The 22513-nt window shown below is 59.0% G+C and carries 14 protein-coding genes; 12 read left to right on the top strand and 2 right to left on the bottom strand.

From position 1 onward, the window contains the following. Nucleotides 1-244: 244 nt before the first annotated feature. The 11 genes from ACZ46I_RS04590 to ACZ46I_RS04540 all read left to right on the top strand — a co-directional run bounded on the left by ACZ46I_RS04590 (nt 245) and on the right by ACZ46I_RS04540 (nt 17599). Nucleotides 245-3157, top strand: coding sequence for a response regulator (locus ACZ46I_RS04590; protein ID WP_464281577.1), 2913 nt, complete (start codon nt 245-247; stop codon nt 3155-3157). Beyond that, nucleotides 3154-3540 (top strand): response regulator, encoded by a 387-nt coding sequence (locus tag ACZ46I_RS04585; protein ID WP_464281576.1) that lies wholly within the window; start codon nt 3154-3156, stop codon nt 3538-3540. Before ACZ46I_RS04590 ends, ACZ46I_RS04585 begins: the two co-directional genes overlap by 4 nt. Continuing rightward, entirely contained in the window at nt 3533-5188 is a 1656-nt protein-coding gene (locus ACZ46I_RS04580) for a diguanylate cyclase (RefSeq protein WP_464281575.1), read from the top strand. The genes ACZ46I_RS04585 and ACZ46I_RS04580 overlap by 8 nt, the downstream gene beginning before the upstream one ends. Further along, entirely contained in the window at nt 5188-5967 is a 780-nt protein-coding gene (locus ACZ46I_RS04575) for a response regulator (RefSeq protein ID WP_464281574.1), read from the top strand. The genes ACZ46I_RS04580 and ACZ46I_RS04575 overlap by 1 nt, the downstream gene beginning before the upstream one ends. 880 nt (nt 5968-6847) lie before the next feature. Then, entirely contained in the window at nt 6848-8302 is a 1455-nt protein-coding gene (glgA, locus tag ACZ46I_RS04570) for a glycogen synthase GlgA (protein ID WP_464281573.1), read from the top strand. A 98-nt stretch (nt 8303-8400) separates the two neighbouring features. Then, nucleotides 8401-9423, top strand: a complete 1023-nt coding sequence (locus tag ACZ46I_RS04565) for a Fic family protein (protein ID WP_464281572.1) — start codon at nt 8401-8403, stop codon at nt 9421-9423. A 173-nt stretch (nt 9424-9596) separates the two neighbouring features. Then, a complete protein-coding gene (gene dsrO, locus ACZ46I_RS04560; protein WP_013507077.1) occupies nt 9597-10388 on the top strand; it encodes a sulfate reduction electron transfer complex DsrMKJOP subunit DsrO in 792 nt (263 codons plus the stop codon). An 8-nt stretch (nt 10389-10396) separates the two neighbouring features. Then, nucleotides 10397-11584 carry an NrfD/PsrC family molybdoenzyme membrane anchor subunit gene (gene nrfD / locus ACZ46I_RS04555; RefSeq protein WP_464281571.1) on the top strand — a complete coding sequence of 396 codons (1188 nt, stop codon included), beginning with the start codon at nt 10397-10399 and terminating at the stop codon, nt 11582-11584. Continuing rightward, nucleotides 11571-14600 (top strand): molybdopterin-dependent oxidoreductase, encoded by a 3030-nt coding sequence (locus tag ACZ46I_RS04550; RefSeq protein ID WP_464281570.1) that lies wholly within the window; start codon nt 11571-11573, stop codon nt 14598-14600. Before nrfD ends, ACZ46I_RS04550 begins: the two co-directional genes overlap by 14 nt. A gap of 708 nt (nt 14601-15308) precedes the next feature. Further along, nucleotides 15309-16046 (top strand): response regulator transcription factor, encoded by a 738-nt coding sequence (locus ACZ46I_RS04545; protein WP_464281569.1) that lies wholly within the window; start codon nt 15309-15311, stop codon nt 16044-16046. Continuing rightward, complete coding sequence (locus ACZ46I_RS04540) at nt 16043-17599, top strand: sensor histidine kinase (RefSeq protein WP_464281568.1); 1557 nt, start codon at nt 16043-16045, stop codon at nt 17597-17599. Before ACZ46I_RS04545 ends, ACZ46I_RS04540 begins: the two co-directional genes overlap by 4 nt. 21 nt (nt 17600-17620) lie before the next feature. Here ACZ46I_RS04540 and amt read toward each other — a convergent pair whose 3' ends face one another. Beyond that, the gene (gene amt, locus ACZ46I_RS04535; protein ID WP_464281567.1) at nt 17621-19948 is read right to left on the bottom strand and encodes an ammonium transporter; all 2328 of its coding nucleotides are present in this window, start codon (nt 19946-19948) and stop codon (nt 17621-17623) included. Nucleotides 19949-20313: 365 nt separating this feature from the next. On the opposite strand from amt, the gene gloB reads away from it, so the two are divergent. Beyond that, nucleotides 20314-21093: a hydroxyacylglutathione hydrolase gene (gloB, locus tag ACZ46I_RS04530; RefSeq protein ID WP_464281566.1), complete on the top strand. Its 780-nt coding sequence runs from the start codon at nt 20314-20316 to the stop codon at nt 21091-21093. Nucleotides 21094-21891: 798 nt separating this feature from the next. Here the strand turns inward: gloB and ACZ46I_RS04525 are convergent. After that, complete coding sequence (locus tag ACZ46I_RS04525; RefSeq protein ID WP_464281565.1) at nt 21892-22512, bottom strand: protein-L-isoaspartate O-methyltransferase family protein; 621 nt, start codon at nt 22510-22512, stop codon at nt 21892-21894. Between the last annotated feature and the right edge of the window lies 1 nt (nt 22513).

Raw genomic sequence — 22513 nt, 5'->3', positions numbered from 1 at the left:
CAGTGCCAAAATATTTCCATCAGCCGCACTGGCTGGCATGCTTGCGCATTGCAACATTCAGCCAGGGCGACATTTATGGCCATCGCGCATTCAGCAGAGGGCCGCTGCTCCTGTTGGCTGCTCACCGGCGCCTGCGAATTTGCCAGGCGCATTCCTGTAGTGTTTCCGTGCGGAGAGTGGTATTCTGTAGCGAGTTATGCCGAATTTTACGTTTTGAAGTAGTCATGCGTTTTGCGGAGGTTGCATGAGGCGGCACGTCACGATCACCCAGCGTATCCTGCTGACCACCATGGGTGGGTTCCTTTTGGCTGGTACGGCTTTGGTGGTGTATATCTATATCACGCTTCCCGGCAGTATCGGCCAGCTTCTGATTGACGAGCAGCAGGCCAAGGCGCAGCGCATTGTCAGCCATATTGAAAACGAGCTGCAGATGCGTCAGCGGGCTCTGGAGAGGCTGGCGCCGCGCCTGCTGGATGGCGAGCTCCTGAAAAGCCCGCAGCAGATCACACAGGTACTGGAAAACCTGGTGATGGACACGATGGAATTCAACGGTGGTATCGCCATCTTCAACGCCCAGGGCATCGGCGTGGGTGAGTATCCCCGCGCTTCCGGGCGCATTGGCCTGGATATTTCCGACCGGGAGCATATGCGCCTGGCCCGCTCCACAAAAAAACCTGTCATTACCCGCCCCCTGCTCAGCCGCAGCCTGGGGGTTCCTTCTTTTTTCATCAATGTGCCTCTTCTGTCGGCCACGGGCGAGGTGGTGGGGTTTGCCGTGGGGGTCACGATTCTGGGGACGGACAACTTCCTGATCAAGATTGGCGATGATCACCAGAGCCACTCCGGGAACTTTTTTATCCTCGACCCCGCAAACAAGCTGATCGTCACTTCCTCACTCTTCAACCTGGCCATGCGGCCGCTGCCGGAGCCGGGAGTTCACCCCGTGATGGATCGCGTCCTGGAGGGTGTGCCGGCGGGTTTTGCCCCCGGTCTGGATGGCAGCGACCGGCTTTTTGCCAGCGCCACCATCCCCCAGCTGGGGTGGGTGGTCATTCAAACGCTGCCCAAGGATCTTGTGCATTCACCGGTAAATCGTCTGGTGGTGCAGGTGCTGATCTTCTCTTTTTTGATTCTTATCGCAGCCTGGACGCTGCTGGCCGCTGTGGTAGCCCGTCTGTTGCTTCCCCTTGGGCAGGCGGCCAGCTCCATTGACGCCATGGTGGATAATCGCGCTGCCTTCACCCCACTGCCCATAGCCGGAAATGACGAGATCGGGCAGCTGGTGCAGGCCTTCAATCGTCTGCTGCTGTCCCGCGACGAACAGCGGCAGCGCCTTTTTCTGGCGACTTCCGGTGTGGGGATCGGTATCTGGGATTATGATATGTCCGCAGGCACAATGACCTGGGATGAGCAGATGTTCGCTCTCTATGGCGCTACTCCCGGCGAAGAGGCAGATGCCCAGCGGATATGGGAATCCCGCGTGCACCCCGATGACCTGGAGTCTGTAAACCAGTTGCTGCACTCCGCGCTGCAGGGGGAGAGTTTCTTCAGCGCGGAATTCCGCATTGTACTGCCCGATGGGAATATCCGCTGGATAAAAGCCAACGCGGTGGTGCTGCGCGCTGATGGTGACGGGGGCGAGCCGCTGCGCGTGATCGGCACCAACTGGGACATCAGCGAGCAAAAGCGGGTGGAGCTGATGAAGAGCCAGTTCGTCTCCACGGTCAGCCATGAGCTGCGCACCCCTCTGACTTCCATCAATGGCTCCCTGGGGCTGATTGCCGGTGGTGCCGTGGGAGAACTGCCGTCCCAGGCCAGGCAGCTGGTGGATATCGCCTACAAGAACAGTCAGCGCCTGGGATACCTGATTAACGACCTGCTGGACATGGAGAAAATTGCCGCTGGCAAGATGCGCTTCGACATGATCCTGCAGGAACTGATGCCCATTGTGGAGCAGGCCATGGAGGCCAATGAGGCCTATGGCAGGCAGTTCAATGTGACCTTTGCACTGGTGGAGCGCGACGATTCCATGCTGGTGCGAGTCGATGCCCAGCGTCTGATGCAGGTGCTTTCCAACCTGCTTTCCAACGCGGCCAAATTCTCCGCGTCCGCTGAACGGGTGGAAATCGCGGTCATGGCTCAGGATAATCAGGTGCGGGTGGAAGTGCGCGACCAGGGGCCGGGAATCTCCCCGGAGCTTCAGGCACGTCTCTTTACCAAGTTTACCCAGGCGGACTCCTCGGATACCCGCCAGAAGGGGGGAACCGGCCTGGGCCTGGCCATCGCCAAAGAGCTGGTGGAGCGCATGGGCGGCACCATTGGCGTCCACTCGGAAGTGGGCAGGGGTTCGGTGTTCTTCTTTGAACTTCCCGCCGTGCACCGCGACGAACTGTGCGGCCTGCCTCCTGTTCCTGCAGTGGCTGACGGGCGGCCCCGCGTCCTGGTGGTGGAAGACGATCCCGACGTGGCCCACTTGCTGGCCACTCTGCTGCAGCACCATGGCTACCATGCCGACATCGCCACGACGGGGGCGGCGGCGGTTGCCATGGTGGAACAGGTGCCCTATGATGCCATGACGCTGGATCTGCGCCTGCCCGACCGCAACGGGATCTCCATAATCCGGCAGCTGCGCACCCACTCCACCACCGCCCATATTCCCATTGTGGTGGTGGCGGGGAATATCGAGGAAGGGCAACTGGCTCTCAATGGTGGCTTCAACGCCATCGACTGGCTGCAAAAACCCATTGATCAGCAGACGTTACTGGAGTGCATACACCGTGCCACGGGCGGCTCCGGCAATAAGCCACTGGTGCTGCATATTGAGGATGACGAGGACACGCGCCGCATCATCTCCCTGCTGGGCCAGGATGTGGCCAGCTTCCATATGGCTTCGACAAAAGCCCGGGCGCGGCAGCAGCTGGAGCAGAATACCTATGACGTGGTGATTCTGGATATCGGCCTGCCCGATGGGTCGGGCTGGGATCTGCTGCCACTGATCAAGCAGCAGAACAGGATTCCGCAGATCATTGTGCTGTCCGGCCATGAACTGACTTCCGAACAGGCCTCCCAGGTGGATCAGGCTCTGCTGAAGGCCCCCACATCAGTCCAGGAACTGATTGCAATGCTCAATACGGTCAACCAAGGAGAGAGGGAATGACACTTGAACGCATCCTGTACGCAGAAGACGAACCGGATATTCAGGCGGTGGCCAGAGTGGCTCTGGAAATGGTGGGCGGCTTCACCGTGCGCATTTGCTCTTCGGGGCAGGAAGCTCTGGAAACAGCTCCCGGCTTTGCACCCCAGCTTATTCTGCTGGATGTGATGATGCCTGGCATGGATGGCCCCACCACCCTGCAGAATCTGCGGAGAATACCCGCTTTTACCACGACACCCGTGATCTTTATGACCGCCAAGGTGCAGCCTGCTGAGGTAACACACTACACCTCCCTGGGTGCCATTGGCGTCATTCCCAAACCCTTTGACCCCATGGCCCTCGCGGGCCAGATACGCGCGCTGTGGCAGGAGGCGACCAATGGCTAGTCAGGAAGAGATTGCCGCCAGGCTCAGGGAGCTGCAGGATCAGTACATAAGCCGCCTGAGCAATGAACTGGAAACGCTCAGTGAGCTGGTGGAAAATATCCTCTCCCATGACATGGCACCCACCCTGCAGCTGCTTCATCAGAAACTGCACAAGCTGGCCGGATCAGCGGGAACCTTCGGATTCTCCACCCTGGGCCAGCAGGTGCGCAAGCTGGAAATCCAGACCCAGCTCTGGCTGGCAAATCTGCCTGCCGAGCTGCCTGCGGACTGGAATGACTTTGCCGCGCAGGTGGTCAATCTGCGTCAGTGTCTTTCCAGCAAACTCCCCGACCCCGCAGAGGATACCACTCAGTTTCAGCCTATGCAGGAAGCTGCCATGGAGGTGCCCCGCCACCACGAAGCCTCCATCTACATCGTGGACAGTAACCAGGAGCGCGCAGAGGAGCTGGCCTTTACCCTGCGCCACTTCGGCTACAGCACCTCCCGCTTTACCAGCATCACCCAGGGTGGCCTGGCCCTGCGTCAGAAACGCCCACAGGTGGTGATCATCGAAGTTGAGGCCCTGGAAAAAGAGGGAACCGGCTCCCTGATGGCCTTTGCCAATACCCCCATGGTCTTCACCGCCGCGCGGGACGATTTTGACACGCGCATTCAGGTGGCACGGGTGGGTGGCCAGGGATTCTTCCTCCATCCCGTGGATATTCCCAAATTGGTGGATCGTCTCTACCAGCTGCTGCGCACCCGCAACGACAAGCCCTACCGGGTGCTGATTGTGGACGACGACCTGGAGCTGGCCGAGCACTTCAAACTGACCCTGCAGGGGGCGGGCATGGAGGTGTACCTGCTGGAGGAGCCCTCCCACATTCTGACCACGGTGCAGGAGCAGCGGCCCGAGATTATCCTGATGGATCTGAATATGCCCGGCTACAGCGGCATGGAACTGGCCCGCCTGCTGCGCCTGCAGGACGACTGGCTCCACACGCCTATCGTGTATGTCTCCGCCGAAACCGATCTGAAAAAGCAGATGAACGCCGTGGGCTTTGCCGGGGACGACTTCCTGGTCAAACCCCTCTCCAACGAGCAGCTGGTGGCTGCCGTTACCGTGCGCGTGGCACGGGCGCGCATGCTCAGCGAACTGATGGCCCGCGACAGCCTGACAGGCCTCTTTAACCACTCCCGCATCAAGGAGCAGCTGGTGATTGAGCTGGCCCGCGCCAAGCGCAGTGGCAAACCCCTGAGCGTAGCCATGCTGGATATGGACAAATTCAAAACCGTCAACGACACCTATGGCCATGGCGTGGGTGACCGGGTCATCAAAACCCTGGCACACCTGCTGCAACAGCGGGCGCGCCAGTCGGACACCGTGGGACGCTATGGTGGCGAGGAGTTTGCCGCCATCCTGCCCGACTGCGACCGGGATGCCGCCTGGAAGATCGTGGATGATATCCGCCAGCGCTTCGGCCAGGTTTCCTTTGTTTCAGGCGGTCGCGAATTCCACGTCACCCTCAGCGCCGGAATTGCCGCTTCCAGCCATTACGATGACAGCGAAACCCTGCTGGTGGCCGCAGACGAAGCCCTCTACCACGCCAAGCACACCGGGCGCAACCGGGTCTGTATGGCCCCGGTGGAAAGCACGGAGGCTCCCTGATGGAGGGAATGGAGCAATTCCAGGCCATGCTCAGACAACTGAAACAGGCTTTTCTGGAAGAAGTTCCCGAGAGGCTGGTTCGCATGGAGAACCTGCTGCTGGATATGGAAAAGCTCCCTGACGACACCCGACTGCACGAAGAGCTCTTTCGTCACGTTCACAGCCTCAAAGGGTCCGGCGGCACCCACGGCATAACTCCCATGAGCACCGCCTGCCATCAATGGGAGAGTTTTCTGCAGGAAAGCACGAAAACAGACAGCGAAACCTTTACCGATGTTGGTCTGAAATACCTGGACATCCTGTCGTGCATCGTCCGGTGCGCCCGCCAGGAAAAACCCGACTACAGCCAGTGCGAACAGCAGCTGGAAGCCTTGCACGCGCGCAACCTGGGCCAGCGACGCTCCATCCTGATTGCCGAATCGTCACGTCTGATGTGCAGCCAGTTCCACAAAATCCTGGCACCCCTGAACCTGCAGATAACCACCGTGGACAGCGGCGTTGCGGCCCTGGAAAGACTTGCCCACAGCGCCTTTCACCTGGCCATCCTGGGAGGCGAGCTGCGGGAGCTGAACGCCCACGCCGTCATCGCTGCCCTGCGCCTGAGCGCCAGCCGCAACAGCCAGATTCCCGTCATCCTCGTAACCAGCAACGAAAAACACGTGCCACCCGCCATCCGGATTGACCACATCCTGAAGCGGGACCAACATCTGCCGGAAAACCTGGCAAAACTGGTGCCGACGGTACTTGGGGAAAGCTGCGAAAGTCTGCCCAAGGGATAGAGAGCGGCCAATAACAGGAAGAATACCTCTTGCAGGGCCGCAGAGAAGCGGCAAAGGGAAGCTCCTCACCGCAAATGAACGCGAATAAACACAAATGGGATCACTCAAGCAGAACAGCCATTTTCTCGCAGAGCCGCAAAGAACGCAGAGGGAGAGAAAACAAAATAGTCCGCTGATTTCGACAGTCGTTCTTTTTACTCAACTTTCGCACCTTGTTGCCTTGAGTTAAGCTGTTATTATACTGGTGCTTATCTCGCGGAAAGCGTATTGATTTTGAATGAAGGACGCAAAAACGCGCCCCCCGAACGCCCGTACTTCCGGTTCATTGCTCGCCTGTTCTGGAGGTCCGGCAGCAGGCTGCTCAAAGAGGCCCATCTGCTGCGTTGCCGGGCATCGCTCGTCACTGCGACGTACAGGGAGTACGCCTCGCTCCTCGCTTTGCCCGCGCCTTGCACCTGAGAGCTTTTCAATTGCCTGCATAACGCTATGGACCCGCAGGGTTGCCGCCACGAGGGCGGCAACCGCAAACCAAAAGCCAGGGAAGGCGGTTGTTTGCGGTCCCCAGTTCCAGGCAAGCGGACGGCTGAAAAGGACAGCACTGGGGGCCGCTTCCCAGCCACTTTTTGCGGGTAAAAAGTGGCAAAAGAAACTCGTATATATGGTGAGGATAATATCAAGCGACGCAGTCTGTGCAGAACCATTTCTGCCATTCCAATATAGCATCAGTGTCGACGCCGACAACCTGCCGCTTCGGGGGGTGCGAAATTTCAGTTTTTACCTTCAAATGCTTAGAGCGAGGGATTATTCCTGGTGCTACATTCCTGTGTTTTTTGTCTCGCAAGGGTGTATGATTTGAGCGATAACCGTAAGGAGAAAGAGTATGGAAGACCTGCGCGTTCTTTTTGTCTCCAGCGAAGTTGAGCCCTTTGTCAAATCCGGCGGTCTGGCCGATGTCAGCTCTGCCCTGCCCCGCGCCCTGAAAAAACGGGGTGTGGATATACGTATCATTCTTCCCCTCTACGGAAAAATCGACCGTCAGCGCTATAATATTCAGCCCTGCCTGCCTTCACTGTGCGTGCACATGGGCGACCGTGAGGAGTGGTTCGCCCTGCACCACACCAAACGCGATGGTGTGGATATCTACTTTGTGGAGTGCGAGAAGTACTTTGGCCGCGCGGAGCTCTACCACACCCGCGAAGGGGAGTATCAGGACAATCCCCGGCGCTTTGCCTTTTTCAGCCGCGCCGCGCTGCAGGTGGCCCATGATCTGTGCTTTTCACCCGGGATTATTCACTGCAACGACTGGCAGACCAGTCTGATTCCCGCCTTTCTCAAACTGGACCACGATCCCTTTTTCCAGCACACCAAAACCCTGCTGACCATCCACAATATAGGCTATCAGGGCATCTTTACACCAGATGTACTGACCTACGCCCGCATCAACCGTCAGCATTTTCACGCCGGAACCTTTGAGTCCTTCGGCGCCATGAACTTCCTCAAGGGCGGTATCGTCTTCGCCGACGCCGTCACCACTGTCAGCCCCACGTACCGTCACGAAATCTGCGGGCCCATCGGCTCCGGGGGTCTGCACGACGTGCTGCGCGCCAAGGGGGACAATCTGGTGGGCATCCTCAACGGCGTGGACTACAGCGCCTGGTGCCCCGCCACCGACCCTCATATTCCCAAGCGCTACAACGTGCGCAGCCTGCACTTCAAACGGGACAACAAAGCCGCTCTGCAGGAGCGTTTCGGCCTGGAAAAGCGCCATGACCTGCCGCTGTTTGGTTTCGTGGGCCGCTTTGCCCATCAGAAGGGGCTGGATCTGCTGCAGGGGGCCATCGAAGCCGCCGTAGTCAACATGCATTGCCAGATGGTCGTGGTTGGCAGTGGGGAGCAGGAATATGAACGATTCTTCGGCGAACTGCCCCAACACTATCCCGGCCGCATCGGCTCCTACATAGGCTACAGCGAAGAGCTGGCCCACCTGGTGGAAGCCGGGGCCGACTTCTTCCTCATGCCCTCACGTTACGAGCCCTGCGGACTGAATCAGATGTACAGCCTGGCCTACGGCACCCTGCCCGTGGTGCGCGCCACTGGCGGGCTGGAAGACACGGTGGAAAATTACGATGAACTCACCGGCAAAGGCACCGGCTTCAAGTTCCACGACATGACCATCAGCGCCCTCTACAACACCATTGGCTGGGCCATCAGCACCTGGTACGACCGCCCCCAGCATATTGAAGCCATGCGCCAGCGCGCCATGAAACGGGACTTCAGCTGGGACAAGCCGGCGCGCCAGTACCGGGAGCTGTACGGGAAGCTGGCGGGGGAGTGAGGGAAGCTGTGGCAGAATACACCGGCGCATCTGGAAAATCCGCGCGACTTTGCTCGAATACATCGCATTGCGCTTGATGCGTGAGCGGAGTCAATACGATGGACAAGAAATACCACCCCCCATTCACCATAACTCCATCCATACTGAACCTCGTGGCCCGCATCAGTGAGCTGATTGGGGGCCTGGACGCCCGGTTGGATCACGAAAGCGCCCTGCGCCTTCGGCGCATCAATCGCATTCGCACCATTCAGGGGTCGCTGGCCATTGAAGGCAATACGCTCAGTGAAGAGCAGATAACCGCGATTCTGGATGGCAAGCCCGTTGTGGCACCGCCGAAGGATGTTCAGGAGGCGCGCAATGCTTTGGCGGCCTATGACTGCCTGGAAAGCTGGTCTGCCCATTCGGAAAGTGATCTGCTGGCTGCCCATGACAGGTTAATGGCCGGGCTGATTGGTGAAGTGGGGATGTACCGCCGCAGTGGTGTTGGGGTGATGGCTGATGGTGAGGTAATCCATATGGCTCCACCCGCCGGTCGCGTACCTGTTCTGATGTCAGAGCTGCTGCAATGGCTTGCGAATACCGATGTTCACCCCCTGATTGCCAGCAGTGTCTTCCACTACGAGTTCGAGTTTATCCACCCCTTTGCCGATGGCAATGGCCGCATGGGTCGGCTGTGGCAAACGCTCATACTTTTTCGCTGGAACCCGCTCTTTGCGGATGTTCCCGTGGAAAACCTGGTCCATGCCCACCAGTCCGAGTACTACACGGCGCTGCAGGAAAGTACGCGTCAAACAGACTCGGCTCCCTTTATTGAATTCATGCTGCGCATGATTATCAGCGCCTTGCAAGGGATCACCCCCCAAGTCACCCCCCAAGTCACCCCCCAAGTCAGGGAGCTTCTGCGCGCACTCAAAGGAGAAATGGGTCGTGAAGCGCTGCAGGCAGCGCTGCAATTGCATGATCGCAAGTCTTTTCGTGAGCGGTATCTCAGGCCCGCTCTGGCAGTCGGATTGATCGCAATGACGCTTCCTGATAAACCCAACAGCCGTCTGCAGCAGTATCGCCTGACGGACAAGGGACGAAAATACCTTGCCGCACTCCAGCAAAAAGACACGCCATGAAATTCACGGCATGGAGCGCGCGGGCAGCGGTGGCTGGCGGCGTTGCACCCTCTTTCCAAGGGAGGCGCGCACAGGCTCAGCCATGAGTCTGTGAAATATTTCTCCCGCTCCCCCTTTTTCCACACTTTTTTTTCTTACCCTGATCTTCATTAACCTGTAATGGAGGTCATCCCATGGGTGAACACAAACTCAAACGGCGTCATTTCGTCAAAGGATTGGGTGCCTGGACACTGGCGGCCGGAGCGGCGGCTCAGGCCCAGGCCATCTCCCTGCGCAATCCCGGTCGTGACCAGGAGGATCCGCGTTATGTGGGGCAGACGGGGAAGCGTTTCGGCATGGTCATCGACCTGCGCAAATGCGTGGGCTGCCAGGCGTGCAGCGGTGCCTGCAAGGTCGAAAACAAAACCCCCAAAGGCCATTTTCGTACCTGGGTTTCCGAGTACGAGCGTGGCGAGTACCCAGCGGTACACAAGGTCTTTTTACCCCAGCTGTGCAATCACTGCGCTGAGCCTTCCTGTGTCAGGGTCTGCCCTACCGGTGCCACTTTTTCCCGCGAGGACGGGGTCGTCATGGTGGACGACAAGGTGTGCTGGGGATGCGGATACTGCATCAATGCCTGTCCCTATGACAAGCGCTACTTTCATCCCGCTGCCAAAACCGTCGACAAGTGCACCCTGTGCGCCCACCGCATGGACAAGGGTCTGCTGCCTGCCTGCGTGGAGAGCTGTGTCGGGGGAGCCCGCATCAGTGGCGATCTCAATGACAAGAATTCCGAGATTTCCCGTCTGCTGGGTGCCTACTCTGTCTCCGTCCTCAAGCCTTCCCAGGGAAATCGCCCCCAGGTGTACTACATCGGCCTGGATGGATCGGTGCAGAATGCTCCCGTGGGTACGCTGAATCTCGATGACCTGGCCCGCCAGCGCGACGGATTGCCCCGTCGTGAGTGGCAGACGACGTACAAGTGAGGTAAACCATGGATTTTCTGCAATCGCTGACCACCATAGCGTCCATCACTCCCGATCGCCCCTGGGGGCTGGATGTTCCCAACTACTTCTGGTTTACGGGCAGCAGCGCGGCGGCCTTTATCATCTCCAGCTTTGCCCATGTTTTCGGCATGCGCAAATACAAGCCCATTGCGGGATTCTCCCTGCTGCTGGCGTTTGTGCTGCTGGCGGCGGCGCCCTTCAACCTCATCGACGACCTGCGCCAGCCGGGCCGTATCCTCAACTTCTTCGCCTACGGCTGGGAGAATTTCCTCACTTCGCCCATGAAGTGGGGGGTGCTGCTGTTGCTGGCGTATCCGCTGCTGATTCTCTTCGAGGCTCTGGTACTCTACCGCCCCTTCTTCGTCCGCCAGGCCGAGTCGGCCCGCAGCGCCTTTGCCGGTCGCTGGTTCCGCATGATGGCCCTGGGGAACATGCGCACCGATGAAGCGTCCCTGGCCCGCGATGAAAGACGCGGCCTCATTCTGGGTATCATCGGTATCCCTCTGGCCCTCAGCGTCCACGGTTACACTGGCTACATCCTGGGTGTGGTGCACGCCAACCCGCTGTGGAGCACTCCCCTCATGCCCATTCTCTTCCTGGCCTCGGCCATGGTTTCCGGCACTGGCCTGCTCATCATTCTGCTGCCTCTGGTGCAGAAATTCTTCACCCCCATGGGCCGCGTCGATGGCGACATGATGCGCGAGCTGGCGCGTCTGCTGGGCTGGTTTATCATCATCGACCTGGTGATCCGCTTTTTCTGGCTCACCTTCGCCATGCCCTTTGCCGGTGAGGAGCGCTTTGTGCTGCAGGCCTTCTTCCAGCATCACTTCTTCGATGTCGTGTACATCGAATACCTGCTCTGCCTGTTCGTCCCCCTGGCCATTGCCTTCAGCCCCCTGGCAAGGCGCACGGGCTGGGTCTTTGCCGCCGGCCTCATCGCCGCTGTCGGCGTGTGGCTCTTTCGCTGGAATACGGTTATCGGTGGCCAGACCATTGGCCGTACGGCCACGGGTTTTCTGGAGTACAGCCCCCACTGGTTCGGCCAGGGCAGCATAACCGCCGTCATGGCCAACTGGGGTGTTTTCATCGCCCTGCTCGCCCTGGTGATGGTGCTCTTCCCCTGGGACAAGGAGATGGCGGTACACTATGAAGGAGGAAGTCATGGAGAAAAATAGACGTCAATTTCTGCTGGGCACTGCAGCGGTGGCGGGCCTGGGCGCGGTGGCCGGCTACAGCGAAACCCTCAGTTCCGTGGTGACCCTTGGCGACAAGGGCGAGCGCATGGCCGACCCGGTCTATGGTCAGGCGGAAGAGCCGGAATTCACCATAGACAGCGACGGCAAGGCGCAGCCCAACCCCCGCTATCGTGTGGCTGCTTCGGTGTGTAATGGCTGTACGACCCACTGTGGCGTGCGGGTGAAAATAGACCGCGAGACCAATCAGGTGGTGCGCGTCAGCGGCAACCCCTACAACCTGCTTTCCAGCGATCCATGGCTGCCCTACCAGACGCCCCTTGGCGAGAGCTTCACCCGCACTTCCGGCTTTCAGGAGCAGGGGAATGCCAACCGCTCCACTGCCTGCGCGCGGGGCAATATGGTCTTTGACAAGCTCAATGACCCCTTCCGGGTACTGCGCCCTCTCAAGCGGGTGGGCAAGCGCGGAGAAGACAAGTGGGAGCCCATCAGCGTCGAACAGCTGATGCGGGAAATCGTGGAAGGGGGAGACCTCTTTGGCGAAGGGCATGTGGATGGCCTGCGCGCTCTTCGCGACATCGAAACGCCCATCGACGCGGGAAATCCGGAGATGGGGCCCAAAGCAAACCAGCTGGCCATTTTCGGTACCGGCGATGAGGGGCGTCAGGCCTTTATCGTTCAGCGCTTTGCCCAGTCCTTCGGCACTCCAAACTTCTTTGGGCACACTTCCATCTGCGGTCTGTCCATGCGCGCCGGCGAGGCGGCTTTTCTTTCCGGACTGGGGGCTGATCCCCACCTGAAGCCCGATTTTGAAGAGTGCGAATTTCTGCTGACCATCGGCACGTCGCCTGCCCAGGCAGGCAATCCGTTCAAGCGCCAGGCCAAGCTTCTGGCCCGCGCCCGCAGCGACAAGAATCTGAAGTATGTGGTGGTGGGGCCCATGCTCACCAACTGCGACAGCATTGCCTGCGGTGAGCGCTCACGGTGGCTGCCCATCAAGCCCGGCGAGGATCTGGCCCTGGTCATGGGGATGATTCGCTGGATTGTGGAGAACGATCGCCACAACGCCCACTACCTCGGCATTCCCTCCCAGCAGGCCATGCAGGCGGCAGGGGAACCAAGCTTTACCAATGCATCCCACCTTGTGGTACAGAGTGGTGAGCGCCAGGGGCATATTCTGAAAGACGGCGATGATGCCCTGGTGATAGATGAACGCGATGGGGCTCTCAAAAAGGCTTCCGAAGTTCTGCAGGCCCGCCTGGAAGTTGATGCCGAAGTGCAGTGGCAGGGCCACCGCTATCAGGTGAAAAGCGCCTTCACTCTCATGAAGGAAGCGGCCCAGGAGCATACTCTGGAAGAGTATTCGCGCTTCTGCGGTGTGCCGGTGAACGATATTATCGACCTGGCCCGCGAATTCACCAGCCATGGTCGCAAGGCGGCCATCGACTGCCACGGCGGCACCATGCACACCACTGGTTACTACACCACCTACGCCATCATGATGCTGGGCGCGCTCATCGGGAACCTCAACTACCGTGGTGGCATGAGTGTGGGCGGCGGCAAGTTCCGCGATTTCAATGGAGCGGCCTACAACCTGGTCGGCTATGCCGGCAAGGTGCAGCCTCGCGGCTACCGCGCCGACCGCGCCCGCCGTGCCTACGAAAACACCAAGGAGTACCGCGATCGCGTGGCTGCCGGTCAGAACCCTTATCCGGCGCGGGATACCTGGTATCCCTTTGCCCGTGCCCTGGAGTCGGAGGTGATCGTCTCCAGCATCAAGGAGTACCCCTACAAGCTCAAGGCCCTCATCAGCTGGAATGCCAACTTCATCTATGGCCAGTCGGGCATTGAGCACCTGCTGGACGACCTGAAAGATCCCCAGCGCAGCATTCCCCTGATCATCGCCATTGATCCCTTTATCAATGAATCGAGCCGCTATGCCGACTATATTATTCCCGACGCGGTGCTCTATGAAACCTGGGGGGTCGTGCGCCCCTGGAATGGTTACCTGACCCGCGCCAACAACTTCCGCTACCCGGTGCTCCCCGCGCCCCAGGAGCGCTTTGCCAATGGCGAACCCATCACCATGGACAGCTTTGTGATTGAGCTTGGCAAGTACATGGGACTGCCGGGCTTTGGTCCAGGCGCCATCAATGGCGCCGATGGGAAGAAGTACGCCATGGATCGTCCAGAAGACTTCTACCTGCGCGCTTTCGAAAACGTGGCCCTGGATGGGCAACCTGTGCCTGACATCAGTGACGAGGAAATCAGGCTGGCAGGGCTGGAAGGGTATGTTGACACCCTGAAGCGCGTCAACGGCGAGAACTGGCGCAAGGTGGCCTACTGCATGGCGCGGGGCGGGCGCTACGACGGCAAGGAGCGCGCCTATAACGGAGCCGTGCTCGGCCAGACCTACAAACAGCCCATCAGTGTCTACAGCGAACAGGTGGGCAACCACCGCAACAGCCTCACGGGAGAAAAATTCAGCGGCGTCCCCCGCTACTTCCCCCAGAGCTATACCGATGGCACCCCCCTGAGCAGCAGCTTCGACCCACAGAAGTTTTCGCTGCGCGCCTTCAGCTATAAGTCCAGCGTACTCTCCCAGGCAGTGGCCGCCAGCGACGCCATCACCCAGCTGCGGTACACCACCTATGTGGATCTCAACCCCGCCACCGCCAGAAAACTTGGCCTGCAGCACGGCGACGAGGTTGAAGTGCAATCTCCCGCTGCCGCTATCCGTGGTCTGTTGCGCCTGCGCCAGGGAGTGCATCCCGAAGCCGTGGCCATTGAACACGGAGCCGGCAGGGAGGGAGAAGGCGCCGTCACCCTGACAGTTGGCGGACAGACCCTCAAGGGACGCATCAACCGCAAGAGTGGCCTGAATATCAACAAGCTTGGCCTGACCGACCAGAGCCGTGACGGCGTGGCAACCCTGGCCGATATCGTGGTGGGCTCCAACGCTCGCCAGGCCATCCCGGTACGAGTGAGCAGGGTATAAGTATAGTTCCCAGCCTATGCCATGCTGGAATGGCAGAATGATTCTGCACAGACGGCATTGCTTAACATTGCCCTCACCTTGTTTATGAGTTTCTTTTGCCACTTTTGACTCGCCAAAAGTGGCGCAAAAGCGACCCCCAGTGCTGTCCTTATCAGCCATCCGCTTGCCTGGAACTGTGGACCGCAAACAACCGCCCTCCGTGGCTTTTGGTTTACGGTTGCCGCCCTCGTGGCGGCAACCCTGCGGGTCCATAGCGTTCCAGTCGGCGCGTCCTGGCTGGGCCAGCACACGGGGGAGAGGCAGAGGAAAGCCGTTCCCCCCTGAGCCCGTCCGGTGAGTGCGACGCCTGGCTGGTAAGACCCGAACGGGACACCTGCAGGAAGCAGGTGGTCCGGCAGCACTGCAGGGACGCAGTGTCTGCCGGATCTCCAGAACAGGCGAGCTAACGATCCGGATAAACGGGCGTTCGGGGGGCGCGTTTTTGTGCCCTTTTTGCGCGGTCAAAAAGGGCAATATCCACAAACGAAAAGAGAAATACCAGATGAGTCAAGCATGCAAAACCAATACGGTTTCAGCGTGGTAAACATCAGAACAACAACACCTTAAGTCAAGACGACAAGATGTGGAGCTTCGGTATGAAGCCGTGAAGGGTTACTCAAAAGCTTTTTCCTTCCTGCCGGTTTTCCATTATGCTCAGGGGTGCATGTTATGAAGTACTTCATCGAGGATGCCCCTGTGCCAATGAGCATTTCCGCCCGTGAGGTTCTGCGCAGCCAGCTGCTCCTGTTTGCCGAGGACGATGACCAGACCCGCCAGATGTTTCTGCCGTATTTTTCTGCCATCTTTCAGAGGGTGCTTGAGGCACAGAACGGCATTGAGGCTCTGGAAATGTACCAGGTTCACCAGCCACCCGTGATGGTGGTGGATATTGATATGCCCTACCTGAGCGGCCTTGAACTGATCAAAAAACTGCGGCGCGAGAGTGCAAACTGCCGCATTATCATCACCAGCGCCTACACGGATCAACGTTACCTGCTGGACGCGGTGGAGCTTGATATCAGCCGCTATCTGGTGAAACCCATATTCAAAAATGACCTGGATACGGCCCTGGAGAAGGTTGCCCGCGAAATTGCCGGTGAGCTGGGGAAGGCCATCGGTTTTGGCGATGGCTGGCAGTATGATCCCGCCACCCGCTGCCTGTCCCTTCAGGGCACGATTATCGACCTGACACCCCTGGAGCGGCAGCTTCTGCATCTGCTGATTACCAACAGCCACCGGGTGGTGGAGTACGCGGAAATCGAGAACCGGGTATGGTGTGACCGCGACATGACCCACGACGCGCTGAAAAGCGTCGTTCGGGAGTTGCGGCGCAAGGTGGGGCGATCCTGCATCCTGAATGTTTCGGGGACGGGTTACCGCTTTTGCGATAACGGAGGAACGTCATGACCAAAGCGCTGTCAACACGCCAGACTCTGGTGCTTCTGGTGGCTGGCGTGGCACTGCTGGCAGGAACAGGCTCCATGGCCTGGGTGATGATGGACCCCTGCCCATTTCTGCTCAGCTCCTCTGTCATTCGCCTGATGGCCTGCCTGATCGCGGTGGCTATCTATCTTCGCTGGCGCGACTGGCGCATCCTGCCCCTGGCTCTCATGTTCTTCCTGATGGCCTTGCGCCAGATGTTCACACTCCTGAGCAGCACCTACGGCATTGACGAGCCCTGGCTGGTGCAGACCCTGGTGGAGGGGCCGGGCTTTGTGGTTACGGTGCTGGCTTTGCTGGGGGTGCTCTACCTGTGGCGGGTCTTTGCCAATCAGGCCAGGGCCGAAGCGGCGGAAGCCGAGGCTGCTCACAGGCGCCGCCAGATCCACCAGATTCTCGACTCCCAACCTTCCCTGGTCGCCCTGGCCGACAGCTCCACGGTGCTGAGCGCCAATCGCAGTCTGCTGGATTTCATGGGGAGCGACTCTCTGGAAGCACTGGGGACTTCGGTGCAGTGGCTGCGGGATCTGTTTGAAAAGGGGGGAGCGCTGGAGCCGGGACAGAGCTGGGGCGACTTTTTAATCCCGTTTCGTCAGAAAGATATTGCCGAAGTGCGTTTACACCTGGCGGAGAAGGACGGACAGCCACGGGTTTTCCTGGCCCGCCTCTGCCCCTTTGCCGATTCCACAGAGGAGATTATTGTCACCCTCTTTGACATTACCGCCCTGGAAGCCTATCAGCGTGAGCTGGAACAGCGCCACACGGAGCAGCGCCATATGCTGGTTCAGCAGTCCCGGCTGGCGGCGCTGGGAGAGATGACGGGCGTCATTGCCCACCAGTGGAAGCAGCCATTGAACACCATCAACTGGCAGGTGCAGATGCTGCAGGAGCAGGTCGCGGAGCTGGACGATCCCCGCACCGCCGCGGCCAGCCAGTCGCTGCAGTCCATCCTGGGCCAGCTGGATTTTATGAACCGCACCATCACCAGTTTCCGCAACTTCTTTCATCCCCAGGCGCAAGCCACCCGTTTCAACATCTGCCAGGCGGTGAATCAGGTCATGGAGCTGCTGCAGGTGGAATTCCGCAAACACCATATCCACTTTGACCTGCAATGCGACGTGGAGGGACTCAATGTGTGGGGCCGCATGAATGAGTTTCAGCAGGCTGTCCTGAATATCGTGGTCAACAGCCGGGATGCCATCACCGCTCTGCGACGCAAACGCATTGAGGCCGATGGCGCCAAGGCGGGCAGGTTTGATGGAGTGATCCGGATTACCTGCCAGCACCGTGATGAGATGCTGGAAATGACCATCACCGATAACGGCGGCGGCGTCAGCGCAGAGATACTGCCCCGTGTTTTCGAACGCTTTGTCAGTTCCAGACAGGATGAGGGTGGAAGCGGCATCGGTCTGTATGTCGCAAAGATTATCATTGAGGAGCATATGCGCGGCTCCATCTGCCTGGAAAATGGAGAAACCGGCGCGGTGGTAAGCCTCCGGATTCCCGTCAGCCAGAACTGACGGGAATCCGGAATTTCTCCACTATGGCTTCACCGAGACCAGTCCGCGAGAAGCGGTTTTTCCGTCAAAAAAGCTGACCAGATCGACCAGTTCCCCAGCTTCATTCAAGAGCCGCAGAGCCACCTGGGCCACTTTTTCATTGGCATTGCGGGTACTGTCCCAGGTCTGCTCATGGGTCTGGATGGTGTGCATGATCTCCTGGGTCATGCCGGCCATGCTGAGGATTTCCTGCTCCATGGAGCCAATAGTGGCGGTGGTCTCCCGGGCTTCCTGGGAGATGACCACAGTGTGTTCGCGGCTCTGGGTAGTCTGCTCAATGGCATCGGCGCAGCGCAGGCGCATTTCGCTGGAGAGGGTATCGATCTCCTTGGCGGTCATCATGGTCATTTCGGCCAGTTTGCGCACTTCGTCTGCCACCACCGAGAAGCTTCTGCCGTTTTCTCCGGCCCGTGCCGCTTCAATGGCGGCGTTGAGAGCCAGCAGGTTGGTCTGGTCGGCAACTTCGTGAATGGAGCGGATAAAGTTGCCGATCCGGTTGGAACTGTCTTCAAGCTTTGCCATCAGATGGGTCAGGCGGTCCAGTGACTGGGTAATGGTACCCATGCGCTCAATGGTATCGCGTACCTGGGCGGCTCCGCGCAGGGTAATGTCTTTCATCTGCTGAGCTTCCTGCTCCGCATTGTGCAGCTTTGCGCTGATATGCTCCATCAGCTTCACCAGGCTCTCGTTACTATTGAAGAGTTCCTGACTGGAGCCATCCAGCTCACGGGCACTGGTGCTGATGATATCGGTGGACTGGCGCACTTTGCCAGTTACATCTCGCAGGCTGCTCAACAGCCGATCCACGGCATTGCCCAGCACATCACGGGGGCCGCGGGACAGCGCTTCCTGCTCCAGGTTACCCTCGCTGGCCTGCTCCAGGGTTCTCGCCTTGGCGTCCAGGTCCGCCAGAAAGCGGTTAAAGGCGCTGGCCACATCGCCTATCTCGGTTCCCCGTTCAACTTCCACCCGCTGGGTCAGATCACCGCTGCCGGCAATGCTGGTGACGGTGGAAATGGTATCCACCCAGCTCATGCGCGCGCCATGCTCACTGACGTTCAGGCCCACCTCTTCATCTTCAGGGGAGACCCGCAGCATGTTGAGCTGCCTCAGCAGCCAGAACAGCAGCAGCCCCAGACCGAAGGACCACAGGAATACGCTGCCGATGCCGGCCAGCTGAATCAGCGCCTGGCTGAAGCGATCGCCAGCCGGCAGGGCTTCGACGGGTGCCAGGAATGCCAGGGCCAGGGTGCCCCAGGCGCCAGCAAAACCATGAACGGCCACAGCCCCCACGGGATCGTCAATTTTCAAGAAAGTACTCAGGGCATATTCGGCAGCATACATGATCAGGCCCCCACTGAGGCCAATCAGCACAGCACCGTATGGGGTCATGATATCAGCGCTGGCGGTGATGGCCACCAGGCCACCCAGAATGCCGTTGAGCATCTTTTCCACATGAACACGGCCATTCAGCAGGGCCGATGCCAGCAGGCAGGTCACGCCGCCAAAGGAAGCGGCGATCATGGTATTGAATATGGCGACGGGCACATCGGCACTGACTTCCAGGGTGCTGCCACCATTAAAGCCAATCCAGCCAAACCACAGAATAAACACACCAACCGTGACCAGAGCCAGGTTATGGGGTGGAATATGCACCTGCTCGCCCGTCTGCGGACAGTAGCGCCCCAGGCGGGGCCCCAGCATGATCGCCCCTGCCATGCCCACCCAGGCTCCCACCGAGTGAACGACGGTGCTGCCGGCAAAATCCACAAATCCCATGGCCTCAAGCCAGCCCTCCTGTCCATCAATCAGGGCCCCGCCCCATATCCAGTGGCCGGAGATCGGGTAGATCACCAGCACCACTATAACGGCCATGAGGATATAGCCACGAAACTTCATGCGCTCGGCCACAGCTCCGGACACAATGGTGGCGGCAGTTCCGGCGAAGACTGCCTGGAAGAGGAAGAAGCTGAAATAGTAGGGCTCATGGCCACCGTTGAGCAGAAAGGAGGAAGTGCCGAACCAGCCACCAGCGGTGGCACCAAACATGATGGCGAAACCAGCCACCCAGAAGGTCACGATGGAAAAGGTCATATCGGCGGCATTCTTGATGGCCACGTTGATGGTGTTCTTGGCCCGCACCATGCCCGTTTCCAGCAAAGTGAACCCTGCCTGCATGATAAACACCAGCGCTGTGGCAATCAGGATCCACAGCATATCTATATTCGCCTGGGTCACCAGATCTTCCGGCACTCCCCACGCACTCCCCGTAAACGCAAGCACACCCATGACAACTGGTACGACTTTCACGCGCTCCCTCTTCTCCGAGGCAGAGCAAGCAGCCAGCGCACATCGTCCACCCCATGGAAATTGATCTATCTCACCTTATAGACATGACTTACCAGATAATGTCAACAGGAAAATACTGTGTAGGAAATATGACAAGCGTAAATATGACAGGAAGTTAGGCGAAATGACACCCTGATTCCAGAGACTTGCCTCGCCTAACGTATTTCAAAAGAAACAACTATCCGGTTGGAATTGCAGACAGCGCGAAAAGGCAGTACATTGCCGCAAGCAAAGGCGTCCTGAAAAAAATTCACAATGTCATAAAGCTAACACAAGCTTTCTCGGCAACTTACACAGGACTTCCCCGCCGAAAAAGGAGCGTACCCATGAAAATTATCCCCATTCCCTGCGCCCAGGACAACTACGCCTACCTGATTCTCTGCGAGGAGACCGGAGAGTCGGCAGTGGTGGATCCATGCCAGTTCGCTCCCGTCGATCGCGTCATCAGGCATCATGATATCCGCCCCACGGCCCTGCTGTGCACCCACCACCACGCCGACCATGTGGGTGGTGTGGAGGAGCTGCTGCAGGCGTATCCCGGCCTGCGGGTGTGGGCTCACGCTTCAGACCGTGGGCGCATCCCCGGTCAGAACGGCTTCGCCAATGACGGTGATACCCTCACCGTCGGCAAGATCCCGGGGCGTGTCCTCCATACCCCCGGCCACACCAGGGGAAGTGTGGTGTATCACTTTGATGGCGCCGCCTTTACGGGGGACTCCCTGTTCAGCGCGGGCTGTGGACGACTCTTCGAGGGCAGTGCAGAGCAGATGTACCACTCACTGAACGTCAGGCTGGCCAGCCTGACGGATGATGTGGCCATCTACTTCGGCCACGAATACACCGAAAGCAACCTGCGCTTTGCCCGCCATGTTGAGCCATCCAACCCGGCGCTGCTTGGCTACCACGACGAAGTACAGGCCCTGCGCCGCATGGGCAAAGCCACCACGCCTTCCACCATGGGGCAGGAGCGACTGATAAACCCCTTCCTGCGCTGTCATACCGAAGACGTTCAGGATTACGCGCGGCGCTTTCTGGGTGAAGTGGACCAGGATCTGGACCCCGCAGAGGTATTCGGCATACTGCGTGGGCACAAAGACCGCTTTTAATAACTGAGGTTTCGCATCCTTGCCGCCTTGGCTTCAGGCATTACTGTTCTGATGTTTGCACGCGAAAATAGTATTGATTTTGCATGCTTGACTCATCTGGTATTTCTCTTTTCGTTTGTGGATATTGTCCTTTTTGACCGCGCAAAAAGGACGCAAAAACGCGCCCCCCGAACGCCCGTTTTTCCGGCTCGTTTGCTCGCCTGTTCTGGAGATCCGGCAGCAGTCTGCTCAAAGAGGCCCATCTGCTGCGTTGCCGGGCATCGCTCGTCACTGCGACGTACAGGGAGTACGCCTCCTTTCTCGCTTTGCCCGCGCCTTGCACCTGGGCCTCTTTGCGTTGCCTGACCCCTGCCTCCCTGCAGTGCTGCCGAACCACTCACTTCCTGTGAGTGTCCCGTTCGGGTCTTGCCAGCCAGGCGTCGCACTCACCGGACGGGCTCAGGGGGGAACGGCTTTCCTCTGCCTCTCCCCCGTGTGCTGGCCCAGCCAGGACGCGCCGACTGGAACGCGGTAGACCCGCAGGGTTGCCGCCATGACGGCGGCAACCGCAAACCTAAAGCCACGGAGGGCGGTTGTTTGCGGTCCCCAGTTCCAGGCAAGCGGGCGGCTGAAAAGGACAGCACTGGGGGGCGCTTCCCAGCCACTTTTGGCGACCCAAAAGTGGCAAAAGAAACTCATAAACAGGGTGAGGGCAATGTTAAGCGACGCAGTCTGTGCAGAACCATTTCTGCCATTAGAACATAGCATCAGGGTCAGCGCAGACAATCGCCGCGGGGTGCGAAAGTTCAGTAAGAAGTGTTACAAAAGAGGTACAAAGGCGAAGCCGGGGTGCTCCCAGGACTGCAGAACGCCGTCTTCACCCTTGTGGAGATGCCAGATGGAGCCCGCCACCGGGATCACCAGGTTCCCGTTACAGGCCAGCTGCGGCAGAAGCTGCTGTATGGCTTTCTGACTGGCAGCGCCAGCGGAGACGAGAATGCGGTCGAACACCTGCCCCGGCTGCCCCAGCTCTCCGGGGGTTGCCTTGTCAATGGCTGCCTGGGGAAAATCCCACAGGCTCAGATTATGCTGTCCCAGCTCCACCAATGCGTCAATCAGCTCCAATCCCTGCACAAAACCCTCGGCACCCACCACATGGGCCAGCAGAGCGGTGGTCCAGCCTGACCCCGAACCAATATCCAGCACGCGATTGCCCGGCTGAGGCTGCAACCGTTCCAGCATGAAGGCCACGGTCCAGGGCTGGGAGATGGTCTGGCCATGACCGATGGGCAGGGGGTGATCCTCATAGGCGTTGAAGAAAAATTCCTCGGGAACAAAGCTGCGACGATCAACAGCGCGGAAGGCTTCCACCAGGGCTGGAGTTTTCAGAACCCCCCGCTGTTTCAGATGCTCCACCAGTTGCAGATTGGAATCAGGCACA

The organism is Desulfurispirillum alkaliphilum, assembly GCF_055378285.1.
This window is presented reverse-complemented; position numbering and strand designations above follow the sequence as displayed.

What these genes read in the sequence shown, in the direction of transcription:
- ACZ46I_RS04590 (WP_464281577.1), top strand. Translation starts at nt 245, where the DNA reads ATGAGGCGGCACGTCACGATCACCCAGCGTATCCTGCTGACCACCATG.
- ACZ46I_RS04585 (WP_464281576.1), top strand. Translation starts at nt 3,154, where the DNA reads ATGACACTTGAACGCATCCTGTACGCAGAAGACGAACCGGATATTCAG.
- ACZ46I_RS04580 (WP_464281575.1), top strand. Translation starts at nt 3,533, where the DNA reads ATGGCTAGTCAGGAAGAGATTGCCGCCAGGCTCAGGGAGCTGCAGGAT.
- ACZ46I_RS04575 (WP_464281574.1), top strand. Translation starts at nt 5,188, where the DNA reads ATGGAGGGAATGGAGCAATTCCAGGCCATGCTCAGACAACTGAAACAG.
- glgA (WP_464281573.1), top strand. Translation starts at nt 6,848, where the DNA reads ATGGAAGACCTGCGCGTTCTTTTTGTCTCCAGCGAAGTTGAGCCCTTT.
- ACZ46I_RS04565 (WP_464281572.1), top strand. Translation starts at nt 8,401, where the DNA reads ATGGACAAGAAATACCACCCCCCATTCACCATAACTCCATCCATACTG.
- dsrO (WP_013507077.1), top strand. Translation starts at nt 9,597, where the DNA reads ATGGGTGAACACAAACTCAAACGGCGTCATTTCGTCAAAGGATTGGGT.
- nrfD (WP_464281571.1), top strand. Translation starts at nt 10,397, where the DNA reads ATGGATTTTCTGCAATCGCTGACCACCATAGCGTCCATCACTCCCGAT.
- ACZ46I_RS04550 (WP_464281570.1), top strand. Translation starts at nt 11,571, where the DNA reads ATGGAGAAAAATAGACGTCAATTTCTGCTGGGCACTGCAGCGGTGGCG.
- ACZ46I_RS04545 (WP_464281569.1), top strand. Translation starts at nt 15,309, where the DNA reads ATGAAGTACTTCATCGAGGATGCCCCTGTGCCAATGAGCATTTCCGCC.
- ACZ46I_RS04540 (WP_464281568.1), top strand. Translation starts at nt 16,043, where the DNA reads ATGACCAAAGCGCTGTCAACACGCCAGACTCTGGTGCTTCTGGTGGCT.
- gloB (WP_464281566.1), top strand. Translation starts at nt 20,314, where the DNA reads ATGAAAATTATCCCCATTCCCTGCGCCCAGGACAACTACGCCTACCTG.